Source organism: Vibrio sp. 10N.222.46.A1, from assembly GCF_041473595.1.
Lineage (GTDB): Bacteria > Pseudomonadota > Gammaproteobacteria > Enterobacterales > Vibrionaceae > Vibrio > Vibrio tasmaniensis_A.
The window spans coordinates 1-5,013 of sequence record NZ_JBFRSN010001024.1 but is presented as its reverse complement, the minus strand read 5'-3'; the positions used below and the strand labels follow the sequence as shown (position 1 = coordinate 5,013).

Annotated in this window: 4 protein-coding genes and 1 pseudogene; 1 reads left to right on the top strand and 4 read right to left on the bottom strand. The window is 42.6% G+C overall.

Features of this window, described 5'->3' with window-relative positions; all coding sequences use genetic code 11:
* The 3 genes and pseudogenes from AB4496_RS23300 to AB4496_RS23290 form a co-directional block, all read right to left on the bottom strand.
* Positions 1-216 (bottom strand): annotated as a pseudogene (locus tag AB4496_RS23300) (ABC transporter permease); the annotation flags it as partial.
* 1 nt (position 217) lies between these two features.
* On the bottom strand, positions 218-1,135 hold the full coding sequence (locus AB4496_RS23295) for an ABC transporter ATP-binding protein (protein WP_009847588.1): 918 nt from the start codon (positions 1,133-1,135) through the stop codon (positions 218-220).
* A gap of 322 nt (positions 1,136-1,457) precedes the next feature.
* Entirely contained in the window at positions 1,458-3,089 is a 1,632-nt protein-coding gene (locus tag AB4496_RS23290) for a SulP family inorganic anion transporter (protein ID WP_029225614.1), read from the bottom strand.
* A 286-nt stretch (positions 3,090-3,375) separates the two neighbouring features.
* On the opposite strand from AB4496_RS23290, the gene can reads away from it, so the two are divergent.
* The gene (gene can, locus AB4496_RS23285; protein ID WP_009847590.1) at positions 3,376-4,035 is read left to right on the top strand and encodes a carbonate dehydratase; all 660 of its coding nucleotides are present in this window, start codon (positions 3,376-3,378) and stop codon (positions 4,033-4,035) included.
* 95 nt (positions 4,036-4,130) lie between these two features.
* Here the strand turns inward: can and hpt are convergent, their stop codons facing one another.
* A complete protein-coding gene (gene hpt / locus AB4496_RS23280; protein ID WP_009847591.1) occupies positions 4,131-4,661 on the bottom strand; it encodes a hypoxanthine phosphoribosyltransferase in 531 nt (176 codons plus the stop codon).
* Positions 4,662-5,013 lie beyond the last annotated feature (352 nt).

Genomic DNA, 5,013 nt, shown 5'->3' with positions numbered 1-5,013 from the left:
GATCACCGACATCATGATCAGACCGGGCACAATGTATTCCATGTAGCTAAAGCCATTCATTTCACCAATACGCGCACCAATCAGGTTACCGAAGATGATGAAGTAAAGCGTCATGGTAATCGCTGGCGGCACCAGAGTTTGCACCCAGATACGCGTGAAGCGATTGATCTCTTTGGTCAACAAGCTGCAGAAAGCGGTCCAATATAGGCTGTACATATTATTTATTCCCCTCACGGACGATACTCACAAATAGCTCTTCTAGGCGGTTTGCTTTGTTACGCATAGAGAGAACTTTTACCTGCTGCTCACTCAATTGATCAAAGATGGTATTCAAACCTCGATTCTTGTCGATTTCGATTTCTAGCGAGCCATTAACCATCACTTGGCTATTCACACCTTCAAGTTTAGGTTCAGTCGCACCCTCTTCAAGATCAAGAATAAAGGTCTCGGCACTCAACTTACCCAACAGCGACTTCATTGTGGTGTTCTCAATCAACTCACCACGATTGATGATACCAATGTTACGACACAGCATTTCCGCTTCTTCTAGATAGTGCGTAGTTAAAATAATGGTGATGCCCTGCTTCTCGTTGATCTCCTTGAGGAATTCCCACATTGAACGACGCAATTCAATATCAACACCCGCCGTTGGTTCATCAAGAATTAACAAATGAGGCTCATGCATCAGTGCACGCGCGATCATCAAACGACGCTTCATACCACCAGATAAGTTACGCGCACGTTCGCCACGCTTTTCCCACAAATCGAGCTGAGATAAGTACTTTTTAGCGCGTTCTTTAGCAAGAGCTTTCGGTACACCGTAGTAACCGGCTTGTTGTAGCACGATCTGCTCAACCGTTTCGAACGGGTTAAAGTTAAACTCTTGCGGGACTAAACCTAAGTTCAACTTCGCTAACTCCAGATCGGTATCAATGTCGTAGCCAAACACTTTCACCTTGCCTGACGTTTTATTAACCAGTGAAGAGATAACACCAATGGTGGTGGATTTACCCGCACCATTTGGGCCAAGTAGTGCGTAAAAGTCGCCTTTTTCTACTTGTAAACTCACGCCCTTAAGAGCCTCAAAGCCCCCTGCATAAGTTTTTCTTAGTTGCTCAATTTCTAATGCATACATAGAGATAGACTGCCATTTGCTATAGATAAGATGTTGATGGCCGAATTTGAGGAAGAGAGTAATGCTTAATACGAGCTAGCAGAAAACTAACTCAAACTTGTTTACTCGGCCATTTTGCAAACAAGTTTATCGTTGATTAACGATTAATACAAATACCGAGTGAGGCTTTCTTTCGAAAGCGAACAAGAATATTAGGTACGTAAAGAGCTATTCAGTGTTCAGTAAACATAAAAAATGCCGTTAAGTTATTAACTTAACGGCATTAATCACAAATACTATATTTGGCGTCTATAACTGATTCATGTGAAATTATTGCTGAAGATTAAACTGACTCAAATTGATGTTCATCTCTATCAACATAGCTTGTTGCAGCTGTCAGGGCTTCATATCTGAATCGATAAGTATTGGATTCAGGTACAAGGTCAATCACATGGAATTTTTCTAATTGCTGACGAGTATTCTCATTAGGACACAATAAGTACACTTCACACTGCGCATCTAGGGCATCTTTAATCGCATTTTCTAGCGCTAAACCAACGGTAACATCAATCATAGGCACATCAGTTAGATCTAAGATCATCGCTTCATAATCAGAAATACTCGAGTGTTGACGTGAAATCGCTTTTGAAACACTGAATATCATCGGCCCAGAAAGGTAGAAGAACAGCACTTTACCATTGGCACTATCCAGTAACTGACGTTCACTGTCAGTTAATGGGATATCGTCTTCATCATCGCCATCACTGATCGCCTTAACTTGTCTAGCTTGCTCTCGACTCAGCCTTTCAATGATCAGAATGTTTGAGATAAAAACGCCCAGCCCGACCGCAATAATTAAATCAACGAATACGGTTAATAACATCACACCGTACATGACACCCATGCCGGCATAACTCACCTTGTGTGCGCGCTGAATAAAACTCCAATCAAGGATGTTGAAACCGACATACATCGCGATACCAGCCAACACCGCCATAGGGATCGGTTCTGTTAAGCCTCCCGCAACCAATACCACTAGCGCAAGCACCAAAGCACGAATAACACCAGAAAGCGGAGAACGAGCCCCTACCTGAATGTTGGTCACGGTGCCCATGGTTGCGCCCGCACCGGGTAGCGCACCAAACAGACCAGAAATCATATTCGCAATGCCTTGGCCACGAAGTTCTTTGTCTGAATCATGCTCTTTACGAGTCAATGAATCTCCGATAACCGCAGTCAAAAGCGTATCAATACAACCAAGAGTACCTAGCACCAAAGCATCGATAACCATTGTGGTGAATTGCTCAGAGCTGATAGTCGGAATAACAAGAGAAGGTAAGCCTGCGGGAATTTCACCAATACGGCGAATAGAATCGGTATCAAAGATAATAACGGATAAGAGCGTTACAGCCACTAAAGCGACCAATTGAGCGGGCACATACTTACGATATTTAGCAGGAAAACCGAAAAGGATACCAAGCGTTAACACCCCCAAAAACAGCTCACTGACTTTCAGATTTGCTAGCGTATCAGGAAGTGCCGAAAGTGTGCCCATCACTCCGCCAGAAGGGGCTGCGTGCCCTAGCAAAGGAGAAAGTTGCAGAATGACAAGAATCACGCCGATACCGGACATAAAGCCAGATATCACGCTATATGGCATCAAAGTGACGTACTTTCCTAGTTTTAATGTACCGAGTAATATCTGAAAAGCACCCGCCATCATTACCACGGTAAAGGTCATTGCCATCCCGGTTTCAGGGTACTTGGCCACCATGCTGGTCATTACTGCCGTCATGATCACTGTCATCGGCCCGGTAGGCTCTGATATCAAGCTGCTTGAGCCACCAAACAATGCCGCAAATAGGCCCACCATGATGGCGCCCCAAAGGCCAGCTTCCGCGCCCGCACCAGAAGCGACACCAAATGCCAACGCTAAAGGCAATGAGATGATGGCTGTAGTTACACCGCCAAACATATCTCCTTTGAGATTGATATCCGTAAAACGACTTCCAAACAAAACACACCTTCCTGATGATGAAATGACAAACCTTATCACTTTAACAAATGTATCAACGGTTCAGAAAGTGTTAATTTAATCACACTATTCGTCTCTTATATTCGGATTATGCCTTTTACGCTAAGTTAATGATTTTAACGACTAGTACACGTCAGATGAGTACTATTTGACACAGTTTTTACAAGATTGAATTTGTAACATTGTGTATAGTTAGAGTTCTTAATTAAGGGATGTAAGACGCAAAATGCCAGAGATTAAACAGCTTTTTGAAAACAACTCTAAATGGTCAGAAGAAATTCGCTCTCAACGACCAGAGTATTTTACAACGCTTGAAGAGGGTCAAAGCCCTGGTTTTCTATGGATAGGCTGCTCAGATAGCCGCGTTCCAGCCGAGCGTCTCACTGGTTTGTATTCTGGCGAACTGTTTGTTCACCGAAATGTCGCTAATCAAGTAGTTCATACCGACCTAAACTGCTTATCAGTAGTGCAATACGCTGTCGATGTACTCAAAGTGAAACACGTTATTGTTTGTGGTCACTACGGCTGTGGCGGTGTTAACGCAGCGATAGATAACCCTAAACTGGGTCTTATCAACAACTGGCTACTCCACATACGCGATAACTATCTTAAGTACCGTAAGCAAATTGAATCTCTGCCTCGTGAACAATGGGGTGACAAGTTATGCGAAATTAACGTTGCAGAACAAGTCTACAATCTTGGTAACTCGACCATCATGCAAAGCGCATGGGAACGTGGACAAGATATTGAAATCCACGGTGTGGTTTATGGTATTGGTAATGGCAAGCTGCAAGATCTTGGTGTTCGTTGCTCAAGTAATGATACTTTAGAAAACAGCCATTTAGCGGCGCTTGATAAAATCCTATCGTCTCCAATCCTAGGTTAATTCTTAACGTCTAACCAATAGATATAAGAAAGAATAGATATAAAAAAGGCTCGCGTTTTGCGAGCCTTTTTTGTTTGTGTTCAACAGAGTCGTTATTACTCTTGAGGTACAACTTTACCGATGTACGGTAGGTGACGATATTTTTGTGCGTAGTCGATACCCACACCAACAACGAATTCATCTGGGATTTCAAAACCAATCCACTTTGTGTCTACAATGACTTCACGACGAGAAGGCTTGTCTAATAACGTACAAATTTCGATAGATTTAGGACCACGCAGGCTCAGAATTTCTTTTACTTTAGTCAGCGTGTTACCAGTATCGATAATGTCTTCTACAAGTAGAACATCTTTACCTTGGATGTCATCATCAAGGTCTTTCAAAATACGAACATCACGTGAGCTTTCCATGCCGTTGCCGTAGCTAGACGCAGTCATGAAATCCACTTGGTGAGTTAAATCGATAGCACGAGCAAGATCCGCCATAAAGACAAAAGATCCGCGCAATAAGCCAACTAAAACTAGATCTTCGCTACCTTGGTAGTGCTCCGTGATCTGCTTGCCTAGTTCGTTCACTCGATCCTGAACTTCTTGCTCAGAGATCATGACTTCAACTGTATGCTTCATACTGCTCTCATTTTATTTGGTGATTGCGACGAATGTTGACACTTTCGTCAGTTGTGTCGCTCAATTTTGTGCGTAAGTCTAGCACTGCTCAAATACCCACACCACCTTATGCTTCGAATTTACTGTTAGATTCTCAATGAAATGTGCATTGGTGCGTTATCCAATACTCGCATCCTTTCACATCAACACTGATCACGCTTTATGTATCAAGTTTGATGTAACTGTCTATAAAACAAGCACAAGGGATTGACCATTCACATATGCACCATTACACTCATCTTGGCTTAAATAATAATAAAATCATTAATATAAAAATTCGTTGGCAAGGAAAAACAATATGGACTCAATAACG